This window comes from Leifsonia sp. NPDC058248 (assembly GCF_042881905.1).
Classification (GTDB): Bacteria; Actinomycetota; Actinomycetes; order Actinomycetales; family Microbacteriaceae; genus Leifsonia.
The window spans coordinates 1-22,363 of the sequence record NZ_JBHVXB010000002.1; the positions used below are offsets into that span (position 1 = coordinate 1).

Annotated in this window: 22 protein-coding genes; 11 read left to right on the top strand and 11 right to left on the bottom strand. The window is 68.6% G+C overall.

Annotation, left to right across the window (positions count from 1 at the left end; translation table 11 throughout):
* Positions 1-867: 867 nt before the first annotated feature.
* Complete coding sequence (locus ACFVV5_RS03115) at positions 868-2,367, bottom strand: recombinase family protein (protein ID WP_387238832.1); 1,500 nt, start codon at positions 2,365-2,367, stop codon at positions 868-870.
* Between ACFVV5_RS03115 and ACFVV5_RS03120 the strand changes: the two genes are divergently transcribed.
* From ACFVV5_RS03120 to ACFVV5_RS03135, 4 genes are all read left to right on the top strand, one after another.
* The gene (locus ACFVV5_RS03120; RefSeq protein ID WP_387238835.1) at positions 2,266-2,793 is read left to right on the top strand and encodes a single-stranded DNA-binding protein; all 528 of its coding nucleotides are present in this window, start codon (positions 2,266-2,268) and stop codon (positions 2,791-2,793) included. The two genes, ACFVV5_RS03115 and ACFVV5_RS03120, sit on opposite strands and share 102 nt — an antisense overlap.
* A gap of 97 nt (positions 2,794-2,890) precedes the next feature.
* Positions 2,891-3,391, top strand: a complete 501-nt coding sequence (locus tag ACFVV5_RS03125) for a DUF6993 domain-containing protein (RefSeq protein ID WP_387238838.1) — start codon at positions 2,891-2,893, stop codon at positions 3,389-3,391.
* Between the two features lie 174 nt (positions 3,392-3,565).
* Positions 3,566-5,248 carry an energy-dependent translational throttle protein EttA gene (gene ettA, locus ACFVV5_RS03130; protein WP_387238842.1) on the top strand — a complete coding sequence of 561 codons (1,683 nt, stop codon included), beginning with the start codon at positions 3,566-3,568 and terminating at the stop codon, positions 5,246-5,248.
* A 67-nt stretch (positions 5,249-5,315) separates the two neighbouring features.
* A complete protein-coding gene (locus ACFVV5_RS03135; RefSeq protein ID WP_387238845.1) occupies positions 5,316-5,792 on the top strand; it encodes an acyl-CoA thioesterase in 477 nt (158 codons plus the stop codon).
* A gap of 59 nt (positions 5,793-5,851) precedes the next feature.
* Here the strand turns inward: ACFVV5_RS03135 and ACFVV5_RS03140 are convergent, their stop codons facing one another.
* Complete coding sequence (locus ACFVV5_RS03140) at positions 5,852-6,274, bottom strand: ubiquinol-cytochrome c reductase iron-sulfur subunit (RefSeq protein ID WP_387238848.1); 423 nt, start codon at positions 6,272-6,274, stop codon at positions 5,852-5,854.
* Positions 6,275-6,404: 130 nt separating this feature from the next.
* On the opposite strand from ACFVV5_RS03140, the gene ACFVV5_RS03145 reads away from it, so the two are divergent.
* Both ACFVV5_RS03145 and ACFVV5_RS03150 read left to right on the top strand, forming a co-directional pair.
* The gene (locus tag ACFVV5_RS03145) at positions 6,405-6,914 is read left to right on the top strand and encodes a sigma-70 family RNA polymerase sigma factor (RefSeq protein ID WP_387238851.1); all 510 of its coding nucleotides are present in this window, start codon (positions 6,405-6,407) and stop codon (positions 6,912-6,914) included.
* Entirely contained in the window at positions 6,911-7,621 is a 711-nt protein-coding gene (locus tag ACFVV5_RS03150; RefSeq protein WP_387238854.1) for an anti-sigma factor family protein, read from the top strand. Before ACFVV5_RS03145 ends, ACFVV5_RS03150 begins: the two co-directional genes overlap by 4 nt.
* 93 nt (positions 7,622-7,714) lie before the next feature.
* Here ACFVV5_RS03150 and ACFVV5_RS03155 read toward each other — a convergent pair whose 3' ends face one another.
* Entirely contained in the window at positions 7,715-8,605 is an 891-nt protein-coding gene (locus ACFVV5_RS03155) for an acyl-CoA thioesterase (protein WP_387238857.1), read from the bottom strand.
* A gap of 41 nt (positions 8,606-8,646) precedes the next feature.
* Here ACFVV5_RS03155 and ACFVV5_RS03160 point away from each other — a divergent pair, with 41 nt between their 5' ends.
* Complete coding sequence (locus ACFVV5_RS03160; RefSeq protein WP_387238860.1) at positions 8,647-9,333, top strand: hypothetical protein; 687 nt, start codon at positions 8,647-8,649, stop codon at positions 9,331-9,333.
* Between the two features lie 463 nt (positions 9,334-9,796).
* Here the strand turns inward: ACFVV5_RS03160 and ACFVV5_RS03165 are convergent, their stop codons facing one another.
* The gene (locus tag ACFVV5_RS03165) at positions 9,797-11,452 is read right to left on the bottom strand and encodes an FAD-binding dehydrogenase (protein WP_387238863.1); all 1,656 of its coding nucleotides are present in this window, start codon (positions 11,450-11,452) and stop codon (positions 9,797-9,799) included.
* Positions 11,453-11,508: 56 nt separating this feature from the next.
* Between ACFVV5_RS03165 and ACFVV5_RS03170 the strand changes: the two genes are divergently transcribed.
* Both ACFVV5_RS03170 and ACFVV5_RS03175 read left to right on the top strand, forming a co-directional pair.
* Complete coding sequence (locus ACFVV5_RS03170) at positions 11,509-11,919, top strand: VOC family protein (protein ID WP_387238866.1); 411 nt, start codon at positions 11,509-11,511, stop codon at positions 11,917-11,919.
* Between the two features lie 147 nt (positions 11,920-12,066).
* The gene (locus tag ACFVV5_RS03175; protein WP_387238869.1) at positions 12,067-12,681 is read left to right on the top strand and encodes a hypothetical protein; all 615 of its coding nucleotides are present in this window, start codon (positions 12,067-12,069) and stop codon (positions 12,679-12,681) included.
* A 21-nt stretch (positions 12,682-12,702) separates the two neighbouring features.
* Here ACFVV5_RS03175 and ACFVV5_RS03180 read toward each other — a convergent pair whose 3' ends face one another.
* The 7 genes from ACFVV5_RS03180 to pepN form a co-directional block, all read right to left on the bottom strand.
* Entirely contained in the window at positions 12,703-13,110 is a 408-nt protein-coding gene (locus ACFVV5_RS03180; RefSeq protein ID WP_387240081.1) for a globin, read from the bottom strand.
* Between the two features lie 58 nt (positions 13,111-13,168).
* Positions 13,169-14,371 carry a mechanosensitive ion channel family protein gene (locus ACFVV5_RS03185; protein WP_387238872.1) on the bottom strand — a complete coding sequence of 401 codons (1,203 nt, stop codon included), beginning with the start codon at positions 14,369-14,371 and terminating at the stop codon, positions 13,169-13,171.
* A gap of 67 nt (positions 14,372-14,438) precedes the next feature.
* Positions 14,439-15,116, bottom strand: a complete 678-nt coding sequence (locus tag ACFVV5_RS03190) for a response regulator (RefSeq protein WP_387238875.1) — start codon at positions 15,114-15,116, stop codon at positions 14,439-14,441.
* Positions 15,113-16,420 carry a sensor histidine kinase gene (locus tag ACFVV5_RS03195; protein WP_387238878.1) on the bottom strand — a complete coding sequence of 436 codons (1,308 nt, stop codon included), beginning with the start codon at positions 16,418-16,420 and terminating at the stop codon, positions 15,113-15,115. The genes ACFVV5_RS03190 and ACFVV5_RS03195 overlap by 4 nt, the downstream gene beginning before the upstream one ends.
* Before the next feature lie 10 nt (positions 16,421-16,430).
* Positions 16,431-17,261: an ABC transporter permease subunit gene (locus tag ACFVV5_RS03200; RefSeq protein ID WP_387238881.1), complete on the bottom strand. Its 831-nt coding sequence runs from the start codon at positions 17,259-17,261 to the stop codon at positions 16,431-16,433.
* On the bottom strand, positions 17,258-18,169 hold the full coding sequence (locus ACFVV5_RS03205) for an ATP-binding cassette domain-containing protein (protein ID WP_387238884.1): 912 nt from the start codon (positions 18,167-18,169) through the stop codon (positions 17,258-17,260). Before ACFVV5_RS03205 ends, ACFVV5_RS03200 begins: the two co-directional genes overlap by 4 nt.
* Positions 18,170-18,280: 111 nt before the next feature.
* Positions 18,281-20,824 carry an aminopeptidase N gene (pepN, locus tag ACFVV5_RS03210; RefSeq protein WP_387238887.1) on the bottom strand — a complete coding sequence of 848 codons (2,544 nt, stop codon included), beginning with the start codon at positions 20,822-20,824 and terminating at the stop codon, positions 18,281-18,283.
* A 72-nt stretch (positions 20,825-20,896) separates the two neighbouring features.
* Here pepN and ACFVV5_RS03215 point away from each other — a divergent pair, with 72 nt between their 5' ends.
* Together ACFVV5_RS03215 and ACFVV5_RS03220 are read left to right on the top strand one after the other, a co-directional pair.
* Positions 20,897-21,385 carry a ribose-5-phosphate isomerase gene (locus ACFVV5_RS03215; protein WP_387238889.1) on the top strand — a complete coding sequence of 163 codons (489 nt, stop codon included), beginning with the start codon at positions 20,897-20,899 and terminating at the stop codon, positions 21,383-21,385.
* Positions 21,385-22,359 carry an Fpg/Nei family DNA glycosylase gene (locus tag ACFVV5_RS03220; RefSeq protein ID WP_387238892.1) on the top strand — a complete coding sequence of 325 codons (975 nt, stop codon included), beginning with the start codon at positions 21,385-21,387 and terminating at the stop codon, positions 22,357-22,359. Before ACFVV5_RS03215 ends, ACFVV5_RS03220 begins: the two co-directional genes overlap by 1 nt.
* Positions 22,360-22,363 lie beyond the last annotated feature (4 nt).

The window sequence follows — 22,363 nt, forward strand, 5'->3', positions numbered from 1 at the left end:
GCGGGGAGTACCCGGTGCGCTTCGGCGATGATCGCGTCGAGCTCGGCCTCGGGTGCGCCGGTCTGGACGGCGGTCGTGAGGCGGGCGAGGAGCTCAGCGCCAACTCGGCGCAGCTCGGCGTCGGCGGCGCGGGTCGCGGCGGCGCGGTGCGCGTTTGAGCAAAAGCGCGAGTCGGAGCGCGATGCCTCGTAGAGCTCGCCGCAACGCGAGCAAGTGCGGGTGAAGACGGCCACAGGCGGGCCTCCTTTCGATAGTCGAACGTTCGATTAGTTCGCAAAAAAAGGGACGCTCGCCAGCGGACGAGCATCAAGAGGAGAGGGGCGCGCAACCACCCCGGAGAGTGCGCGCCCGCTTCGTCACACAGAGGACGAAGTCACGGCGTGGACATACGCCGAAGGAGTGTGCGCAGATAGCGCGCACCCGACAAGAAGGCCTGAGGCCCTCACTAGTAGAGAGGGCCAGGGTTACGCCTGAATGCGTCGGGCGTACGCCTCGCGGTTGCTTTTCGCCTGGCATTCGCGGCAGTAGCGCCGAAGTCCGCTCGGGTCGCGAGAGTCGCGCGAGTAGCCCGCCAGTGGCTTACGCTCCCGGCATCGCTCGCAGCTCCGCCCGCTGCCTTCCTGGTAGCGGTGGAGACGCCGGACGGCGGAGTCGACGAGCTCGGGGGAGTATTCAGCCGCGACGGCGGAGACGAGCTCCTCGGCGGTCGGGGCGGATCGGGCGGCGGCGGGCATGGCGAAGGGTCCTCTCGGTGTGTGACACCTGTTGAGAGGGCCGGGGACTCCAGAGCTGCTCACTTTTCGCCGGTCGGGGGCCGGTGACGGCACTAATGCGACCCGGCGAGGAGCGAGCTTTCCGTATTGCCGTCTACGTCCATGCCTGCATCGCGAGATCGGCTTCGTCGTCCCAGTGCAGCGTTATCCGGGCGTGGTCGAATGCCCTTCCGCGCTTCACAGAGCGGCGCACCGAGATTTGATCCAGAGAAGAGGAGAGGAGCTGTCGGCGGCGATCGACGTCCTCGTCAGCGAACCATGCTTCGCGATAGGTGCGCCCTGTTTCGCGGGCCGACTCAGTGATGGAGGCGGGGACGGCCAGTAGCTGCTCTCGTCGAAACGTCAGTCGCTCCATCCGAGCGCCGAGCGCCGCGTAGTCTGCTCCGGGCTGGAACGCGAGTTGAGCGTCGCGGATTGCAACTTCGACCGCTGCCAGCTCTTCGAGTGTGCTCGGATCAGTGACGGTCTCGACGATTTCTAGTTCGGGGTGGTTACCTACTACTGAGAGGTAGACCTTTTCCACGTAGCTCTCGAACGGGATCGCATGGATTCGAGGGTTCTCGCAGAAGATGCCTGTGGCGAGAGTCTGGCAAGCATAGATAGGTGCGCCGTTGCTGGAATGGGTGCGCATCTTCTTGCCGCAATAGTCGCAGAAGACTAGTCCGCTGAGGAGGCGCGCAGCCCGGACGCGCTTCGGCGGAGTCGTGCCCTTGACGCGCGGATTACGCATTCGGGCGCGAAGCTTCGAAAGTGTCGCCTGATCGAGGATCGGCTCCCAGACCTGCGCCGGGAGGCCGTCGTCGTCTGTGAGAAGCCTGTCCCGATGTGTGACGCGGCCGAGCAAGGCGTCGCCCGTCCAGACGACGGCGACAGTGGAGACATGCCAATTTCCACGAGAGAGGCCTTCGGGGTCACGGCCTGCCGCGACCGCGGTTCGGTAGGGGCTAGATGCAGTCGGAACCTTCTCGTCGTTGAGCCAGAGAGACAGCTTTGTACGGGACTCTCCCGCGATGATTCGGTCGGCCACCTCGCGCACGATGCGCGCCTCCCGAGGGTCGGGCTCCAGGATTCGCCCCGGGCCGTCCGGAGAGGGTGCTGTGCGGTATCCAAACGGGACGCGGCCGCCTGGGAAGCGGCCAGAGCGCCGGAGCCGGTCGATTGAGGACCGCACGCGCAGACCGGTATTAGTCGCTTCCGTCTCCGCGACCTCTGAGAGAACGGCGGCGATGATTCCGAACGCAGCTTGGTCCGAGCGAAGGCCGTCTTGCAGAGCGAAGAACAGAGCGCCAGGCGTGCTTCGGAGAGCGTCCTTCAGCTTGCCGATCTCGCTCAGGCCGCCTCGGGTCCATCTGTCGAGCTTCCACACCGCTAGGACGTCGGCTTCGCCGTCGCGGATCATGCGGAGTGCTTCCTCAGCCTTCGCACGCGCTTTGCGCCCACTGATGCCGTCGTCAGTCAGGACGCGAACGACCTCCCAGCCTTCACGGACGGCGTGGTTGCGGAGGTCGTCCTCTTGGCGCGAGAGAGAGGTCGATACCTCGTCAGCGGCGACACTGAGGCGCAGATACAGTACGGCGCGGGGCTGGGAGCTCATAACTTCGATCGTACAGCGCTACTAGTAGCTTTCGGGGACACCAACTGGTTCACGGTCACGGCCTTCCGGCAGCTCGCCATCAACGTGGCGGCCTGCGTCTCGAAAGGCGACCCCGTGATGGTGTCCGGCCGTCTCAGCGTGCGCGAGTGGGAGAACGAGGACCGCTCGGGGATCGTGGTCGAGATCGACGCCGATTCGGTCGGTCACGACCTCGGCTGGGGGAGCTCGGCGTTCACGCGGACGATCAGGCCGTCGAGCGGGGAGGCGTCGGGCGAGGAGGCCGGGTCGTCGTCGCCCGGCACAGGAGAGTTCGGCAGAGTCGACGAGCGATCGGCCGCGTCGGACGCCGATGCGTCGCCGGACGCGTCGGCCGATGGGTGGCTCGTGGAGTCGGCCGCCGAGGATTCCCAGGGAGTGCCCGTCTAGAATCGAACGCGTTGTTCACCCCCGCGACATCCCCGGAGATGAGATGCCTCAGCTGCCCCGACCTCTGGCCGTTCGGCGACCGCGGAGGCTCGGCGGCGTGGCGTCCGGCGGCGTGGCGTCCGGCGGGACTGTCTCTTGCGGGGTCGTCGTAGCTGTCGTGACCGCGGTGCTGCTGAGCGGTTGCGTGGGCGGCGGCTCGCACACGCCTCCGCCGAGTGCGACGGCGACCCCCACGCCCTCAGCGACGAGCTCCGCCCCGGCAGCGATCGTCTTCCACCCCGGCGGAACCGCCCAGCAGAACCTTCCGTTCTTCGACAAGGTCAACCACGCCACGCTGGCGGCCAAACCGGATGCACTGGGCCGCGACTTCATCGACGGCCTCGTCGCCGCCGGCTTCGCGAAGACCGACATGCAGGTCACCGTCGATACGACGACGATCGGCCTGAAGGCCAACTCGATCCAGTTCTCGGTGCGGATGGGCACAGAGTGTCTCATCGGCCAGAACGGAGCAGACGCGGGCGGCTATCACAGCCAGGTCGTCCCGGTGCTGTCCACCGGCGCCTGCCTGATCGGCCAGACCCGTCCTATCGACTGGTAGCGACGCCCAGTTATCCACAACCCGAGAGCCCTTTCGAGTGCCGAGTTGTCCCGAATTGTCGTTATGCGCGGCAAAACGGGCCCGATAACGACACTTTGCGACAACTCACGTTGCGACGACCACGTAGAACGCTCATGGGCGGTGCCGCCCGTCAGCCCACTTAGACTGGACCCCATGGCCGAATACATTTACTCGATGGTGCGCGCCCGCAAGGCGGTTGGCGACAAACTGATTCTGGACGACGTGACCATGGCGTTCCTGCCGGGAGCGAAGATCGGTGTCGTCGGGCCGAACGGCGCCGGAAAGTCGACCATTCTCAAGATCATGGCCGGCCTCGACACCCCGAGCAACGGCGAAGCGAAGCTGTCTCCCGGGTACACGGTCGGCATCCTGATGCAGGAGCCCGTGCTCGACGAGACCAAGACCGTCCTGGAGAACGTGCAGGAGGGCGTCGGCGAGATCAAGGGCAAGATCGACCGGTTCAACGAGATCTCGGCCGCGCTGGCCGACCCCGACGCCGACTTCGACACCCTGCTCGCCGAGATGGGCACCCTGCAGGAACAGATCGATGCCGCGGACGCCTGGGACCTCGACTCCCAGCTCGAGCAGGCGATGGACGCCCTGCGCTGCCCGCCGGGGGACTGGCCGGTCAACACTCTCTCCGGTGGTGAGAAGCGCCGCGTCGCCCTCTGCAAACTCCTGCTCCAGAAGCCCGACCTCCTGCTCCTCGACGAGCCCACCAACCACCTCGACGCCGAGAGCGTGCTCTGGCTCGAACAGCACCTGGCCCAGTATCACGGCGCCGTCCTCGCCGTCACCCACGACCGGTACTTCCTCGACCACGTCGCCGAGTGGATCGCCGAGGTCGACCGCGGTCACCTCTACCCGTACGAGGGCAACTACTCGACCTACCTCGAGAAGAAGCGCGAGCGGCTCGCCGTCCAGGGCAAGAAGGACGCGAAACTCGCAAAGCGCCTCTCCGACGAGCTCGACTGGGTCCGCAGCAATGCGAAAGGTCGCCAGGCGAAATCGAAGGCGCGCCTCGCCCGCTACGAAGAGATGGCGTCGGAGGCCGAGCGCACCAGAAAGCTCGACTTCGAGGAGATCCAGATCCCGCCGGGACCACGGCTCGGCCAGATCGTGCTCGACGCGAAAGACCTCGAGAAGGGTTTCGGCGACCGCCCCCTGATCGACGGACTCACCTTCACGTTGCCCCGCAACGGGATCGTCGGCGTGATCGGCCCCAACGGTGTCGGAAAGACGACCCTCTTCAAGACCATCGTGGGCCTGGAGCCGCTCGACGGCGGAGACCTGAAGATCGGCGAGACGGTCCAGATCTCCTACGTGGACCAGTCGCGTGGCGGCATCGACCCCAACAAGACGCTCTGGGAGGTCGTGTCCGACGGGCTCGACTACATCCAGGTCGGCAAGATGGAGGTTCCGAGCCGCGCCTACGTCTCCACCTTCGGGTTCAAGGGTCCAGACCAGCAGAAGAAGGCCGGCGTGCTCTCCGGCGGTGAACGCAACCGCCTCAACCTCGCGCTCACGCTCAAGCAGGGCGGAAACCTCCTGCTGCTCGACGAGCCGACCAACGACCTCGACGTCGAAACGCTCTCCAGCCTGGAGAACGCGCTTCTCGAGTTCCCCGGCTGCGCTGTGGTCATCACACACGACCGGTGGTTCCTCGACCGCATCGCGACGCACATCCTCGCCTACGAAGGCACCGACGACAACCCGGCCAACTGGTACTGGTTCGAGGGAAACTTCGAGGCCTACGAAGAGAACAAGGTCGAGCGCCTCGGAGCGGACGCGGCCAAACCGCACCGTTCCGCGTACCGCAAGCTGACCCGCGACTGAGCGGTAGCCGACCGGGGAGGGCCGTCGTGCCGAGCACGACCGGCCCCCTGAACGAGAAGGGCAGGACATGAGACTGCACGTGCCGATCCGGCTGCGCTGGAGCGACCTCGATGCCTACGGGCACGTCAACAACGCCGAGATGCTGCGCCTCCTCGAGGAGGCGCGCATCATCGCGTTCTGGGTCACCGACGACGCCGAAGAGCCGGTCGGCGGGAGCACGGCAGTGCTCGACGGCCGGCCCGGAGCGGACACCCTCACGCTGATCGCGCGGCAGGAGATCGAATACCTCGCGCCCATCCCGTACCTGCGCCAGCCGCTCGACGTGCAGCTCTGGCTCGGACGCCTCGGCGGCGCCAGCCTGGAGGTCTGCTACGAGGTCCGGTCACCGCAAGGCACCGAGCCCGAGATCCTGTACTCGCGCGCGGCCACCACGATCGTCCTGGTCGACGCGGCGACCGAGAAGCCCCGGCGCATCAACGATCGAGAGCGCGCCGCCTGGACCCCCTACCTCGACGAGCCCGTCCAGTTCACCAAACGCGGCTGAGCGCCGCCCGTCGCGGCTGAGCGCCACCCATCGCGCTCAGCGCCGCAGCGGCGAGCGCGCTACTTCGACACTTTCACGGTGTCGCCCGACACGGTCGCGGTCAGCTTGGCCAGCGGCTCCTGCGCCGGACCCCGGATGACGTCCCCGGTGGTCCCGTCGTAGCGTGAACCGTGGCACGGGCAGTCGAACTCGTTGCCCGACGGCGCGACCGTGCACCCCAGATGCGTGCACACCGCGCTGAAAGCGACCACCTTCCCCGCGGTCGGCTGGGACACCACCACGGGCTCCGAGCCGAGCTGGGCAGACATAGCGCCGCCGACGGGGATCGACGACAACGGCACCGTCAACGTCGAATCTCCGCCCGAACCAGGGTCGGCGCCGGCGGGAGTGCAGGCGGTCAGCAGCAGCACCCCGGCCCCCAGCGCGGATGCGCTGCCGATCGAGACGAGGGTGCGGCGGGTGAGCGGAGACGCGTCGGTCATGCTGAGTCCTCACAGGTCGGCGTAGCGTTGTCTTACCGGTATCCACGAGTCTGCCGTGCCGACGGTTCACCGGTCGACGAAACGGTGAACCTTTTCAGCGGCCCCTGCGTGTTATGTGGTGGAGGTACCCATGCCCGACGAGGACGCGCGACTGCTGCGCGAACTTCACGACCAGCACGCCCAGGCGGTCTGGCGTTACGTGGTGCACCTCACCGGCGATCGCGCGATGGCCGACGACATCGTGCAGGAGACCCTGTTGCGTGCCTGGAAGCGGCCTGCCGTTCTCGACCAGACCCAGACCTCGGCACGCGCCTGGATGTTCACGGTGGCGCGCAACCTCGTGATCGACGACAAGCGCAGCGCCCACAGCATCCACGAGATCGGCACCGACGTGCTCCCCGAGCGCGGCGCTCCGAGCGAATCGGATGCCGTGCTCGACGCGTGGCTGGTCTCGGATGCTCTCGCCGAGCTCTCCGAGGAGCACCGGGCGGTCATCGTGCACGCCTACTACGGAGGCCGGTCGATCGCCGAGATCTCTCGAGAGCTCGACGTACCAGAGGGAACCGTGAAGTCGCGCATCCACTACGGACTGCGAGCACTGCGGCTCGCATTGCAGGAGAAAGGAGTGACCGAGCGATGACCACACACGACGAATTCGCCTCATGGGACGGGGCGTACGTGCTCGGCGCACTCTCGCCGACAGAACGGCGTGCCTACGAAGAGCACCTGCGCGATTGCGACCAATGCATCAGGTCGCTGTCGGAGCTCGCGGGTCTGCCGGGCATCCTGAGCCGGGTCCCCGCCGAGGAGGCGTTCGCACTCGTGGAGAGTGCCGGGTCGGGCATCCCGAGCCCGGAGCCGAGCCCCGAGATCCTGCCGGCGCTGCTCGGCGAGGTGCGCAAGCGGCGTTCGCGTCGGCGCTGGTGGGCGGCCGGTTCCCTCGCTGCCGCGGCCGCCGTGATCGTGGCCGTGTCCGCGTTCGTGCTTCCGTCGGTGTTAGCACCCGCGCCCAGCCAGCAGGCCGGCGTCAGCAAGGTGATGACGCAGGTGGAGCCGAGCGCACTGAGCGCCGAGATGAAGCTCGCGCCGATGCCGTGGGGCACACGCATCGACACGACCTGCCGCTACGCCACCTGGGAGGGCGCCGAGTCGGGTCGTGCCTGGACCTACGCGATGGTCGTCACCGACCGCAGCGGCAAGCAGACGCAGATCTCGACCTGGTCGGCGAAGGCCGGCAGCACGGTGGAGCCGACGGCGACGACCAGCGTGCCGCTCGACCAGATCGCGACCATCGACATCCGGTCGGCCGTCGACGGCATGGTGCTGCTCCGCAGCAGTTTCGGGTGACGGTGTCCCGCAGGGCGCTCGGGTGCGTCCTGCGGGGCGCGTTCCGCGGGAGGCCTTCGCGGGATGCCTCCGGCCGATGTGCCTGGACGGACGCTAGGGCGTGCGTCCGGGGGCCGGGGTCTGCGGAACCCGCACCATCGCCTCCTGCGCGACGCTCGCGATGAGACGCCCGTCACGGCTGTAGATGCGCCCCAGCGAGAGCCCGCGACCACCGCTGGCGCTCGGCGACTCCTGCACGTAGAGCAGCCACTCGTCCACCCGCGCGAAACGGTGCCACCACATCGCGTGGTCGAGGCTGGCCGCCTTGAGCCCGGGGGTCGCCCAGGCGATCCCGTGTCCGCGCATGACGGGCTCCATGATCGTGTAGTCGCTCGCATAGGCGAGGGCGGCGCGATGCAGGTCGGGGTCGTCGGGGAGGCTGCCGATCGCACGGAACCAGACCGCCTGGTGGGGGACGTGCTCGCCCTCGACGGTCAGGTAGATCGGCGACGTCACGTGCCTCATGTCGAATGGCCGGTCGCTCGCCCAGTACTGGGCCACCGGATGCTCGACCTGGGCGAGCGCAGAAGCCGAGCTGGGCAGTGACTCCGGCTCGGGAAGGCCCTCCGGCATGTCCACCTGGTGGGTGACGCCTTCGTCCTCGTCCTGGAACGAGGCGATCATCGACAGGATCGGCTTGCCGCCCTGGTACGCCTGCGTGCGGCGCGTGGAGAAGGAACGACCGTCGTGGATGCGGTCCACCGAGAAGGTGATCGGCAGGTTCACATCGCCCGGACGCAGGAAATAGCCGTGCATCGAGTGCACGGAACGATCATCCGGAACCGTGCGCTGGGCTGCGACGATCGACTGCGCGAGCACCTGGCCGCCGTAGACACGCCCGAGGGGCATCCACTGCGAGGGCCCGGTGAAGATGTCTTCACTCGTGCGGGCGCCGGTGTCGGTCAGATCGAGCACGGTCAGAAGGGATGCCAGGGGCTCGGTCACGGTGCCTCCATCATGATGTCTCTTGGTAGTTTAGACAGCAGATGAGCCAGTCATTTTCTCTCACGGATTCCCTCTCCGTCTCCGACCTGCAGACATACCTGTCCCGGGCGGCACGAGTTGAGGAAGGCTCGGTGCGCCTGATCGGCGGATCGGGCGTCCTCGCCGTCTATTCGGCGATCCTGTATCCACGCGGACTGCTCGACCAGACGCCGACGGTTCTGGGGTTGCGCACGTTCGCGATCCAGCCCGATGAGGCGTTCGACGCGGTGGTGCCGATCCGTTCGCTGCTCGACCGTCTGGCGCGGATCGCGGAGGCATTCCCGGAAGGGGATGCTCCGGCCGGCCCGGTCGAGGTGCGTATGCCGCTCGAGGTGTCGACGGTGACCTGGGCGGGGATCTCGCCGCCGCGCGGAGGGTGGCGCCCGGTCGGCGAGACGGAGGTCGACCTGCTGCAACGCACGGCGGCGGGTGGCATCGCAGAAGTTGCGGAGGCGATTCCGTCCGGGACGGGCGAGCAGCTCGTGCAGCGGGTGCGGGCCGAGGTGTGGGGGCGTCCCATCGAGGGGCTCGAGTACGTGCCAGCGGGTGCGGCTTTCGCCGCGGAGAGCCTCGGCTTCCTCGCTGCAGGCGAGCCGGTGAGCATCCTCGAGACCGGTCCGTGGACGCGCCTCACGACGAAGCGCGGTCACACGCTGGTGCGCCGGCAGGCCTGGACGCTGCGCGCCTGAGCCCGCGCGCGCGCCCACGCGCCCACGCGCCAGCGCCGTGAGTTGTCGCAAAGTGTCGTTATGGGGCGCTGAATCGCCGTCATAACGACACTTTGGGGCAACTCAACGCCAGAGGGCGGCGGCTGCCTGTGGAAAACGCTGCTGCGGGCATCCGGAGCACGGCGCTGCGAACCGGCGGGGCTCGGCGCAGTTCCTCCCGCGCCCTCCCACGTCCTTCCACCCCACCAACGCCAGCCAGCGCCGTCACTTGTCTCAAAGTGTCGTTATGGGGCGCTGAATCGCCGTCATAACGACACTTTGGGGCAACTCAGCGCTAGAGGGCGGCGCCTGCCTGTGGAAAACGCTGCTGCGGGCATCCGGAGCTCGCCGCAGCGAGCCGGCGGGGCTCGGCGCAGCAAACGGGCGCGGCGCGGCGCAGCGAGCCGGCGGAGAGCGCCGCAGCCGCAGCACCCCGCCGTCCCACTCACCCCTGTGCGATCGCCCGACCGGCCTGCCGACCCGAGAACAGACAGCCGCCGAGGAACGTCCCCTCGAGCGAGCGGTACCCGTGCACGCCGCCGCCGCCGAATCCGCTCGCCTCGCCGGCCGCGTACAGCCCCGGGATCGGCTCGCCCGCGCTGTCGAGGGCCCGTCCGTCGAGGTCGGTCTCGATCCCGCCGAGGCTCTTGCGCGTCAGGATGTGCAGTTTGACCGCGATGAGCGGGCCGGCCTTCGGGTCGAGCAGCTTGTGCGGGCTCGCGACCCGGATGAGCTTGTCGCCACGGTAGGCGCGGGCGCCACGGATGGCCGTGATCTGCGCGTCCTTGCCGAAGTCGTTGTCGAGCTCGCGATCGCGCTCCTGGATGTGGCGCGTCACCAGCTCCGGGTCGAGCGGCACCTCCGACAGGCGCTGCATCCCCGCCAGCAGTTCGTCGAGCGTGTCGGCGACCACGAAGTCCGCGCCCTTGGCTTTGAAGGCTTCGACCGGTCCGGGGGCGCCCGGGCCGATGCGCTTCGACAGCAGCCGCAGGTCCTTGTTGGTCAGGTCGGGGTTCTGCTCGCTCCCGGAGAGGGCGAACTCCTTCTCGATGATCTTCTGCGTGAGGACGAACCAGCTGTAGTCGGCGCCGGTCGTGCGCAGGTGTTCGAGGGTGCCGAGCGTGTCGAACCCGGGGAAGAGCGGCACCGGCAGGCGGTCGCCCGAGGCGTCCAGCCACAGTGACGACGGCCCGGGAAGGATCCGGATGCCGTGCTGCTCCCACACCGGGTTCCAGTTCTCGATGCCCTCGGTGTAGTGCCACATCCGGTCGCCGTTGATGAGGTGCGCTCCGGCGGCCTCGCTGATGCCGAGCATCCGGCCGTCGACGTGGGCGGGGACGCCCGAGAGCATGTGCGCCGGTGGCGTTCCGAGCCGCTCGGGCCACGCGGCGCGGACGAGTTCGTGGTTGCCGCCGATGCCGCCGCTGGTGACGGCGACCGCGCCGGCCCGCAGCTCGAAGTCGCCGACCTGGTCGCGGTTGCTGGGCGCGCCGCGCAGCGCCCGGTCGTCGGCGAGGATCGCGCCGCGCACGCCGGTGACCCGGCCGTCTTCGACGATCAGCTCGTCGACCCGGTGCCGGTGCAGGACCGTGACGAGACCGGATGCGACCCCCTCCTTCACGCGCCGGATGAACGGCTCGAGCACCCCGGGGCCGGTTCCCCAGGTGATGTGGAACCGCGGCACCGAGTTCCCGTGGCCGCCGGCCGTGTAGCCGCCGCGCTCGGCCCAGCCGACGATCGGGAAGAACCGGACGCCCTTCTCGTGCAGCCAGGCACGCTTCTCGCCGGCCGCGAACTGCAAGTAGGCCTCGGCCCAGCGTCGCGGCCAGTGGTCCTCGACGCGATCGAAGGCCGCACTTCCGAGCCAGTCCTGGCGCGCGAGGGCGAGCGAGTCGTTGACGCCCATCCGGCGCTGTTCCGGGGAGTCGATCAGGAAGAGGCCGCCGAACGACCACCAGGCCTGGCCGCCGAATGATGCGGCGGGCTCCTGCTCCACGATGGTCACCCGCTTGCCGGCGTCGACGAGTTCGCCGGCGGCGACGAGCCCGGCGAGGCCGGCTCCCACGATGATGGCGTCTGAGTCGGTCGGGTTGGTCGTCATCCTTGTGTCTCCTTCGGCACGGGACTTCTGTTTCGGGCTGGGCCTATCTTTGCATCATGGCGGTTCGAATCACTCACATCACTTTCGACAGCGCGAACGCGTACGAGCAGTCGCGGTTCTGGGCGGCGGTCACCGGCTTCGCCGAGGCTCCGGACGACCCCAATCGTCCGGGCGACACGGAGAACCTGATCGTGAGCCCGGATGGCGCGACGAGACTGCTCTTCATCGACGTCCCCGAGGGCAAATCGGTCAAGAACCGGGTGCATCTCGACGTCGCCCCCACGGACGCCACGCGCGACGAGGAGGTCGAACGCATCCTCGCTCTCGGCGCGACCCTCTTCGCCGACCATCGGCTACCGGATGGGCGGGGCTGGGTGGTGCTGCAGGACCCGGAAGGCAACGAGTTCTGTGTGGAGCGCGGCCAGGCCGAGCGCGACGCTGCGGAGCTGGCGGCGCATCCCTCGTAGCATCCGGCGCCGCCATCCGGCGCCGCCATCCGGCGCCGCCATCCCTCGTATTGGGTGCACGGAGCGTCTCGCCTGCGCCGGATGCCCGTGCCAAGCTGTGATTCGCGCGGCGGTTCGGTGCCCGCTCGATGAGGGGGAGACCACGCCATGACCGACGCCCGGAACGACCAGGAAGTGCCGCGTTACGGGGAGCTGTCACCGCAGCGCGAAGCACCGGAGGCCGCGCCGGCGACGCCGGTGCTCGCCGAGGAGGTCGCGACCGAGCATGCGGGGGCCGGCGACGACGCTGCCGAGCTCGCTGCCGCACCGGTCCTCCACGAGTCGGAGCGCGTCGCGCGGGGGATCGCGCTCGCGCTGCTGGTGGTCCCGGTCGGCGTCGTGGCCTGGACTCTGCTCTGGAACGTCGGGTTCATCGCGTCGATCGTGTCGTACGGCGTCGCGTTCGCAGCGGTGCGGCTGTACCGGCTGGGTTCGAGGGCACGCGTCACGCGGGCGTCGTTCTGGGCCATCCTGGCGATCATCGTGGTCACCGTGGTGCTCAGCCTGCTGGCCGGGATCTTCACGGATGCGGTCCGATTCGTCGGCATCCCGCTGATGCAGGCGCTCACGGAGCCGCGCTTCTGGAACGAGTACTGGAGCAACGTCTTCACGAATCCGGACCTGTGGAGCGCGTACCTCCCGCAGATCCTGCTGGCCCTGGCGTTCGCAACGCTCGGCTGCTACCGCACGATCCGCACGCTCGCCGGCGAATCGCGGCGGTAGGCGCCCTCGCAGCGCCGGGCGTCACTCCTCGAACGTGTTGACCATCGCGAAGGCCGCGCGCTCGAGGTAGGTCCAGAGCGTCTCCTCCTGCAGCGGGGGAAGGCCGAGCTCGTCGACGGCGGCACGCATGTGCGCGAGCCAGCGGTCGCGTGCGTCCGGGTTGACCTTGAACGGGTTGTGGCGCATTCGGAGCCGAGGGTGCCCGCGCTGCTCGCTGTAGGTGCCGGGGCCGCCCCAGTACTGCTCGAGGAACATCGTGAGGCGCTCGGCGGCGGGCCCGAGGTCTTCTTCGGGGTACATCGGCTTGAGCACCGGGTCGTCGGCGACACCCCGGTAGAACGTGTCGACCAGGCGCCGGAACGTCTCGTGCCCGCCGATCTGGTCGTACAACGTGTTCTCGACTCCGGCGCCGTTCTCGCCCGACCGCAGCACGACACGGCCCGGCGGCACAGCGCTGGGGATCTCGGGACTCGTGGGGATGCTCACGTCACTCCTCGGAGGGCTTGGTGATCGGCGGTTTCCGCGTCGGCGTCTTGTCGGTCGGCGTCTTGTCGGCAGCTGACTTGTCGGCCGGCGTCTTGTCCGTCTGCGTTTTGTCGGTCTCCGTCTTCGCCGGCGGCGTCTCGACGGTCGGTGTCTTCAGCGTCAGCGCACGCGGGTCGGCGGGGACCGCACCCGCCCGCTTGGCCGCCGCGCGAGCCTTGCGGCCCTTCGGCGCCTCCGGAACGACCGGTGTCGGCCGGGTGCGAGGCGGCTTGGCGCCGCTCACGCTGGCGGCGCCGTCGAATCCGGTGAGCACGATCGTATTGAGCGACGGCAGCTTGACCCCCAGCTCGTCGACCGCACTCTTGAGGCGCATCCGGAGCTCGCGCGACACGTCGTCTTTGGCCGTCGTGCGTGTCTTGAGCACGAGCCGGATGACCATGGCGTCGTCCGAGATCGACTCGAGGCCCCAGAGCTCGGGCTTCTCCAGGATGCGCGACCGCCATTTCGGGCTCGTTGCGAGCGCCGTCGCCGCCTCCATCAAAGCCGACTCGACCGCGTCGACATCGGCGTCGTAGGGGACGGCCAGGTCGACGACCACGCGCGACCAGCCTTGCGACATGTTGCCGACGCGCAGGATCTCGCCGTTGCGCACGAACCACAGCACGCCGTTCACGTCGCGCACCTGTGTGATCCGGATGCCGACCGCCTCCACGACGCCGGTCGCCGCGCCGAGGTCGACCACATCGCCGACTCCCAGCTGGTCCTCCATGACCATGAAGAGACCGTTGAGCACGTCTTTGACGATGTTCTGGGCGCCGAAACCGAGACCCGCGCCGATCGCGGCGGTGAGCAGTGCGAGCGAGGCGAGCGCGTTGGGCGCGATCTGGTTGATCACCAGGATGATCGCCACGATCCCGATGGTCACGTTGACGATGTTCGTGAGCACCGTCCCGAGCGTGCGGGTGCGCTGCACGACGCGCACCGCCGCGAGGGGCGACGCGACGAGCGCCTGCGTGTCGGCGACGTTCTGGTTCTTCTTCACGCCGCTGACGATCTGCCGCACGACGTGCCTGATCACCACGCGGAGGATCCAGCTCAGTACGAACGCGCCGACGATGATCGCCGCGATCCGCGCGAGCAGCCAGCCGCTCTCGACCGCCCATTCGCCGAGGTTCGTCCAGAAGTTCGTCTGCGCTTTCAACATATGACTACGAGCCTAGCGAGCCGCGCCTTGGCGGGTGCTGGGTCCGGGGGTCGAGCCGAGCACCGGCTCAGCGGTCGATCAGCCCGTTGTCGTACGCGAAGATCACGGCGTGCACCCGGTCGCGCAGGTGCAGTTTGGCGAGCACCCGGCCGACATGGGTCTTCACCGTGGACTCCGTGAGGTAGAACTTGGCGCCGATCTCGCCGTTGGAGAGCCCCTCGGCGATCGCGAGCAGGATCTCGCGCTCGCGCGGCGTGAGCGCGGCGGTCGGGTCGGCGGCGCCGGCTCCGGCGGTCGGGTCGGCGGGGAGGCGCTCGGCGAACAGCTCGAGCATCGAGCGGGTCACCCGTCCGGACACCGCCGCGTCTCCTGCGGCGACCGTCCGGATGGCCGCGGTGAGCTCGGCGGGACGCGCATCCTTGAGCAGGAAGCCGCTGGCGCCCGCGCGGAGGCCGCCGAACGCGTACTCGTCGAGGTCGAAGGTCGTGAGGATGATGATGCGCGCCTGCGGGTTGGCCGCGACGATGCGCCGCGTGGCCTCGATTCCGTCGAGGGTGGGCATCCGGACGTCCATCAGGATCACGTCGGGCCGGGACTCGACGGCCAGACGCACCGCCTCGCCGCCGTCTGCCGCCTCGCCCACGACGGTCAGGTCGCTCTCGGCTTCGAGCACCATGCGGAACCCGAGGCGCACGAGGGCCTGATCGTCGACGAGGAGCACGCGGATGGGGGAGTGGTCGGTCACATGGTCTCCTGTGGGGCGTGGTCGGTGGTGTCGCTCACCGGCGCGGAGCCGGCGATCGTATCGAACTTCGCGCGCAGCCGCCATCCGCCGCCAGGCTTCGGGCCGGCTTCGAGGGTGCCGCCGTACAGTCCGACGCGCTCGCGCAGCCCGAGCAGGCCGCGTCCCGAGCCCTGGCCGGGCGCACCGTGCAGGGCGGCGTCGTCGTCGACGGTGATCGTGATCGACTCGGCCGTGAACGCGATGGTCACGTCGACCACGGTCGCGATGGCGGCGTAGCGGAGGGCGTTCGTGAGTGCCTCCTGCACGACCCGGAAGACGGTGAGCTGCTGCCCGGTGTCGGTGGGCGGCTCGCCGCTGACAGTGATCCGCACGGGCAGGTCCGCCGCACGGAACCGCTCGACCAGCTCGCCGAGTTCGCTGAGGCCGGGCTGAGGCGCGTGGTCCGCGCCGTTCCCCTCGGATGCCCGGAGTACGCCGAGCAGTCTGCGCATGTCGCCGAGGGCGGAGCGGCCGGTCTCGGCGACCATCCGCATGGCCTCGGCGGAGCGCTCGGGCGATGTGGCCGCGACGCTCGCGGACCCGTCGGCCAGAGTGATCATCACCGTCAGGCTGTGCGAGACGATGTCGTGCATCTCGCGCGCGATCCGGCTCCGCTCGGCCGCGGCGGCGATCACGGCCTGCTGGTCGCGTTCGCGGGCGAGCTGCTGGGCACGGTCGATGAGCGCGACCAGGTAGCGCCGCCTGTTGCCGATGTTGTTGCCGATCAGCACCCAGAACAGGCCCGCGAGGATCACGATGATGCCCGAGACGATGGGGTTGTTGTCGAGCGGCGTGTAGATGACCACTCGTGCGAGCAGGGATCCGATGGCGAGCGCTGCCGCCGTCGCGGCGGAGAAGATCGCGAACCCGAGCCAGGCCGCGCGCGCCGATCGGTACACCGCGAGGGCGTAGAGCGCGAAGAGGGCCGGGACGAAGTCGATGTCATGCGAGATCGACACGGTGACGACCAGCAGCGCCAGCGCCACCGCGAAGACCGCCCACGGCTGCTGCCGCCGCAGGAACAGCGCCGCTCCGGCGATGGCGGAGAGCACCAGCCCGACGGCGAGCTGCCAGCTGGGCTCCGTGACCATTCTCACGATGCCCGCGGTCAGCGTCGGCACCAGGTAGACGCCGGCGATCAGGGCGTCGAAGAACACCGGATGCGCGCCCCAGAAGCGGCGGATCGCTCCCGGTGGCCGCGGCAGCAGCAGATCTCCCTCGGCCGGGGAAGCCGCCCGGCCGGGGGAGATCTGGTCGGTGCTCATAGAGGGAACGCTACGCGTCGCGGCGCTTCATGACGATCGCGCCCGCGATGAACGACACAGCGGTCCAGACCAGCACCACGAGCACGTTCTGCCACGGGTCGAGGGTCGTGCCGCCGCTCCCGGCCATCGCCTGACCGGCGTCGCTGATGAGATACTTCGGCACGTCGCCGATCCAGTCGACCGTGCTCAGCAGGCTGTGCAGGATGTTCACGATGATCGGCAGGAGGAACACGACGCCGAGCGCTGCTGCGATCCCGCCGGCCGCGGAGCGCAGCAACGTGCCGAGGCCCAGAGCGAAGACCGACACGAGACCGAGGTACGCGCCCGCGCCGAGGATGGCCCAGACCGTGTCCGACTGGGTGATGTCGACAGGGAAGCCCTTGCCGGAGAGGACCGGCCCTGCGATCGCATAGCCGGCGACGGTGGTCACTATCCCGACCACGAACGAGGAGACGAACAGCACGATCGATTTCGCGACGAACACCGGGGTGCGGCGCGGGACGGCCGCGAACGACGAGCGGATCATGCCCGTGGAGTACTCGCCGGAGATCGCGAGCACCCCGAGCACGGCCACGATCAGCTGGCCGAAGTAGACGCCGAACAGCGCGGTGCTGGAGACGAAGCTCGCCTTCGCGGCATCCGGCATCTGCGAGACCTGGGACTCGGGGAAGCTGAAGGCCACCAGCGCGGTCAGGCCGATGCCGAGCACCAGCACGATCGCGTACGACCAGAAGGTCGAGCGGAGGGTGCGGAACTTGATCCATTCGGAGCGCACGACGCGCGGGAACGTGAGGTGCCCGAGCGAGGTGTGGCGGGTGGGACTTGCGACTGCTGTGCTCATCGGGAGACCTCCGTGCGGTATTCGACGTCGTCTTGCGTCAGTTCGAGGTATGCCTCTTCGAGGGAGGCGTTGATGGGGGTGAGCTCGTGGAGCACGATTCCGAATTGAGCCGCGGCTTCGCCGATCTGTGCGGCGCTGATGCCCGCGACCTCGAGCAGCTGGTTCTCCACGCCGGTGATGGTCACATCCGGACCGCCGACAGCGCGGACGAGCTCGTCGGGCTGCGGGGTGCGCACGCGGACCGCGCCGCGGGTGGCTGCGGCGAGGATGTCGCCGACCGGGGCGTCGGCGAGGATGCGGCCGCGCCCGAGCACGATGATGTGGTCGGCGGTCTGCGCCATCTCGCTCATCAGGTGCGACGAGAGGAACACCGTGCGGCCCTCGCTCGCCAGGTGCCGTGCGAACTGCCGCACCCACAGGACGCCTTCCGGGTCGAGTCCGTTGACGGGCTCGTCCAGGATGAGCGTGGCCGGGTCGCCGAGCATCGCTGCGGCGATGCCGAGCCGCTGGCCCATTCCGAGGGAGAAGCCGCCGACACGCCTGCCGGCGACGGACTCGAGTCCGGTGAGGCCGATCACCTCGTGCACCCGGCTCTTGGGGATGCCGTGGGTGGCCGCCATCGCGAGCAGGTGGTTGTAGGCGGTGCGTCCGGTGTGAACCGCTTTGGCGTCGAGCAGCGCGCCCACTTCGGTGAGCGGCGACGTGTGCTCGACGTAGCGCTTTCCGTTGACGATCGCACTGCCGTGGGTCGGCCGGTCGAGGCCCATGATCATGCGCATGGTGGTGGACTTGCCGGCGCCGTTCGGGCCGAGGAAGCCGGTGACCTTGCCGGGCTGGATGGTCGCCGAGATGTCGTTGACGGCAGTCTTGCTGCCGTACGTCTTCGTGAGACGGTCGAGTTGGATCATGGGTACGACTCTATTGAGCCGGGCATCCGGCGTCATCGGCTCGCGGTGCGGTCTCGAAAACGGATGGCATGGTACCGAAGTACCATGCCATCCGTCGTCTCGCGAGGGGGACTACCGGGCGTCGCGCTCCTGCGCGGCGATGGCGCGCTCCACGCCGGCGAGGTTCTCGACGACGAGGCGGCGCAATGCTGCCGGCTCCTGGTTGGCGTCGAGCCACGCGCGGGTCGCGTCCCGCAGCTCCGCGTTCGCCAGCGGCGCCGGGTACATTCCGGCGACGAGGTATTCGGCGATCTTGTAGCTGCGCGACTCCCACACGCCCTGCAAGGCGTCGAAGTACGGCTTCACGAACGCGGCGAGCACGCTCTTGTCGGCCGCGCGCTGGAAGCCGAGACCGGTGTAGCGCACGATCGCGTTGGGCGCGGTGTCGGTGGCGAACACCGAGTCCCACGCCGCCTGCTTGCCGTCGAGGGTGGGGATGGAGGCGGCCGCCTGGGCCGCGAACTGGGCGCCGTTCGCGGTGTTGTCCGCTGCGAGCGCCGCGTCGATCTCATCGTGACCGGCCTTCCCGCCGGCGACGAGCGCGATCAGGAGCTCCCAGGCGAGGTCGGTGTCGATCTCGAGGCCGGGAAGGCCGGTCGAGCCGTCGCGGAGGGCCGCGATGGTGGCGAGCTGCTCATCCGTCGACGCCAGTGCCGCGAAGAACTTAACGAACTGGAACTGCGCGTCGCTGCCGGCCGCGGCCTGCTGGGCGAGGGTCCACAGTGCGGACGCCGCGTCCTCGGTGGTCGCCTTCTGGCGCTCCGGGGCCACGTAGGAGCCGGCCGCGAGGACGAGCTGGCTCAACGTGGTGCGGATCGTCGTCGACTCGGTCTCCGGGGCGATGTTCCCGAGGACCAGGCGCACGTAGTCGCTTGCGGCGGTCTCGGCGTCGCGCGTCGCATCCCACGCAGCACCCCAGACGAGCGAGCGTGCGAGCGGGCTCTCGATGTCGGAGAGGTGCTCGATGGCGACGGCGAGCGACTCCTCGTCAAGCCGGATCTTGGCGTAGGCCAGATCGTCGTCGTTGAGCAGCACGAGAGCGGGGCGCGCCAGTCCGACCAGCTCGGCGACCTCGGTGCGCTCACCGTCGACGTCGAGCTCCAGCCGGTGGCCGCGGACGAGCTTGCCGTCGGTGAGGTCGTAGAAGCCGATCGCCAGACGGTGCGGGCGGATCGTGGGGTGATCGGACGCAGCGCTCTGGAGGACGGCGAACGAGGTGATGACGCCGTCGGCGTCCACGGCGATCTCGGGACGCAGCGTGTTGACTCCCGCGGTCTCCAGCCACTTCTCCGACCAGTCGGTGAGGTCGCGGCCGCTCGTGGCCTCCAGCTCGACCAGCAGGTCGCGCAGCTCGGTGTTCGAGTGGGCGTGCTTCTTGAAGTACTCGGCGACGCCGGCGAGGAAGTCGTCCTGGCCGACCCACGCGACGAGCTGCTTCAGCACGGACGCGCCCTTGGCGTAGGTGATGCCGTCGAAGTTGACCTGCACGTCTTCGAGGTCGTTGATCGTCGCGACGATCGGGTGGGTCGACGGCAGCTGGTCCTGCTTGTAGGCCCAGCTCTTCTCCATGGCGGCGAAGGTGGTCCACGCCTCTTTCCACTCGGTGGCCTCGGCCGTGGCCAGCGTGGAGGCGTACTCCGCGAACGATTCGTTCAGCCAGAGGTCGTTCCACCACTTCATCGTTACCAGGTCGCCGAACCACATGTGGGCGAGCTCGTGCAGGATCGTGACGACGCGACGCTCCTTGATGGCGTCGGTCACCTTCGAGCGGAAGACGTACGTCTCGGTGAAGGTCACGGCGCCGGCGTTCTCCATCGCGCCCGCGTTGAACTCGGGGACGAACAGCTGGTCGTACTTCTCGAACGGGTACGCGTAGTCGAACTTCTCCTCGTAGAACGCGAAGCCTTCGCGCGTCTTCTCGAAGATGTAGTCGGCGTCGAGGTACTCGGCCAGGCTCTTGCGGGCGTAGACGCCGAGCGGGATGACCCGGCCGTCGCGGCTGGTCAGCTCGCTGTGCACGGAGTCGTACGGCCCAGCGATGAGCGCGGTGATGTACGACGAGATGCGGCTGGTCGCGGGGAACGCCCAGGTCTTCTTGTCGTCGCCGGCATCCGTCGGCTCCGGAGTGGGGGAGTTGCTCACCACGACCCAGTGGGCGGGGGCGGTCACCGTGAAGGTGAACTCGGCCTTGAGGTCGGGCTGCTCGAACGCGGCGAACACGCGACGCGAATCCGGGACCTCGAACTGGCTGTAGAGGTACACCTCGCCGTCGACCGGGTCGACGAAACGGTGCAGTCCCTCGCCGGTGTTGGTGTAGATCGCGTCGGCGACGACGGTGAGCTCGTTCTCGGCGGCGAGACCGTCGAGCTGGATGCGCACGCCGTCGCTCACCGCTGCGGGGTCGAGCTCGACGCCGTTGAGCGTGACCGAGTGGACGGTGCGCGTGATCGCGTCGATGAAGGTGGACGCGCCCTCCTGCGCCGAGAATCGCACGGTCGTCGTGCTGAGGAAGGTCTCCGGCGAGGTCGTCAGATCGAGGGCGACGTCATAACTGCGGGTGCTGACGAGCGCGGCACGCTCCTGGGCTTCGACGCGGGTGAGGTTTTCTCCGGGCAACGCTGACTCCTTCGGCTGGTCTGTGGATCGTGTCCAACAGACAACCCTAGACGCATCTCTAAACTGGTCTCCATGCGCATCCACATCGCCACCGATCACGCCGGTCTCGATTTCAGCACCCACCTTCAGGAGCACCTCGCCGCCGCGGGGCACGAAGTGGTCGACCACGGACCCTCGAGCTACGACCCTCTCGACGACTATCCGGCGTTCTGCATCAATGCGGCCAAGGCGGTCATCGCCGACCAGCAGGCCGGTGTCGAGGCCCTCGGCGTCGTGTTCGGCGGCTCCGGCAACGGCGAGGCCATCGCCGCGAACAAGGTGACGGGGGCACGCGCCGCCCTCGTCTGGAACCACAGCACGGCGGTGCTCGCGCGGCAGCACAACGACGCCAACGTGATCTCGATCGGCGCCCGGCAGCACACCGTCGAAGAGGCGACCGGCTTCATCGACGCCTTCATCGCCGAACCGTTCTCCCTCGAAGAGAGGCACGTGCGCCGCATCGCGCAGCTCGCGGAGTTCGAGGCCACCGGCGACATCGCAGGCAAGAACGTGGACCACTGATGCCAGAAGGCCACTCCGTCCACCGCATCGCCCGGCAGTTCGCGCAGAACTTCGTCGGTCACACGATCGCCGTGTCGTCGCCGCAGGGGCGGTTCGCCGACGACGCCCGGCTGATCGACGGCCACCGGATGATCGAGGCGCGCGCGGTGGGCAAGCAGATGTTCCTCGAGTTCGACAACGAATTGTGGCTGCGCGTTCACCTCGGCATGTACGGAGCGTGGGACTTCGCCGGCGACATCAGCGTCGACCCGACGATCGCCTCCGCCAACGGCCGCATGGGGCAGACGAACCAGCGCGGCACGGTCTTCGACGACGCCGGGGAGAACTCGGTGCACAGCATCGGCGCTCCACGGCGCACGCGCCTGCGGATGGCCGAGTCGGAGAAGCTGCAGGAGGAGATCACCGAGTTCCCGCCCGAGCCGATCGGGCAGGTGCGAGTGCGCCTGCTGAGCGACACGGCGGTGGCCGACCTCCGCGGCCCGACCGCCTGCGAGGTGCTCGACCCGGCGCAGGTCGACGCCGTGATCGCGAAACTGGGTCCCGACCCCATCGTCGACGACGGTCCGGATGCCGAAGAGCGGTTCGTCACCGCGGTGCGCAAGAAGCCGACGCCCATCGGCCTGCTCCTGATGGACCAGTCCGTGGTCAGCGGGATCGGCAATGTCTACCGCGCCGAGCTGCTGTTCCGCGCCCGGCAGAACCCGCACAGTCCCGGCAAGCAGGTCCCTGAGGAGACCGTGCGCGGACTCTGGCGCGATTGGGTCCACCTGCTGAGGATCGGCGTCGAGACCGGACAGATGATGACCATGGACGACCTCGACGACGAGTCATATCGCAAGGCGATGGCCTCGCGCGACGAACGGCACTGGGTCTACAAGCGCGAGGGTCTGCCGTGCCGGGTGTGCGGGACGAACATCCTCCTCGAGGTGATGGGCGGGCGCAAGCTGTACTGGTGCCCGGTCGACCAGGCCTGACGGA